This is a genomic window from Bartonella sp. AP58NXGY (genome assembly GCF_042195785.1).
Classification (GTDB): Bacteria; Pseudomonadota; Alphaproteobacteria; order Rhizobiales; family Rhizobiaceae; genus Bartonella.
The window spans coordinates 1-916 of record NZ_JBHIOY010000142.1 but is presented as its reverse complement, the minus strand read 5'-3'; the positions used below and the strand labels follow the sequence as shown (position 1 = coordinate 916).

The following is a 916-nucleotide window of genomic DNA, read 5'->3' as shown; positions in this document are numbered from 1 at the left end:
CCTGCTTTCTCTAAAGCAAGCGCTCCACTCATACGAATGTTTTGAAAAAACGCTTCTCCTTCTCCCATCATAACAGCCGCCATATGAGCAAGTGGAGCAAGATCACCTGAAGCGCCAACAGAGCCTTTTTCTGGAATGACAGGAATAACGCCCTTTTCAAGCATATTTTCCAGCAAATTGACTAATTCTAGACGAACTCCAGAAGCTCCCCTTCCTAAAGAGATAAGCTTTAAGCTCATTATCAAACGCACAATATTTTCAGCTAAAGGCTCTCCTACCCCACAAATAAGATTTCTCTGTAAAACAGTAACTTTGTCCGCATCAATTTTAATGGAAGCCAGTTTCCCAAAGCCAGTATTAACACCATAGACAGGCTCGCTTCCAGCAGCAATTTCAGCAATGCGCTGCGCTCCTTTCTCGATAGCTAAATGCGTGTCATGATGAAGTTTACTCACTTCACCATTAAAATAAATAGCTTCAAGTTCGCTAAGTGTTACCTCACCCGGTTTTAGTATAATCGTCATAATTTTCTTTCTTTATTCAATTAAAGTATAATTCTTAACGTTATTAACCCTTCTATAAAACCTATAAAATAAAAAAGATATAATCTCTCTTTGAATGAAAATGCTTTTTTAAAAGCCATTCCTTAGGATGAAAATAGCATGATACTGATGTTCATTCCCTAAAAATTAACAATTCCCTCTCATACAATACCTATTCCAATCCCTATATCACGATGGACAAATGCTTTTTATTCTTAAAAGGGAGAAACATGATCTTAAATAAAGTGAGGAAGGCAGCGAGGAGGATAGTGATCATAATCATCAGCTAATCCGTAAAACTTTTCATTTTGCATTTTGCAATATAGAGTTTTTCACCTTCTTCATAATTGTTGCTATCCATAATTTAAAAGCCT

1 protein-coding gene is annotated in these 916 nt (G+C 36.5%); it reads right to left on the bottom strand.

Annotated elements, in window-relative coordinates:
* The coding region (locus ACFINC_RS10045) for an aromatic amino acid lyase (protein WP_375617121.1) at positions 1 to 524 on the bottom strand (524 nt) is incomplete at its 3' end.
* Positions 525 to 916: the final 392 nt, after the last annotated feature.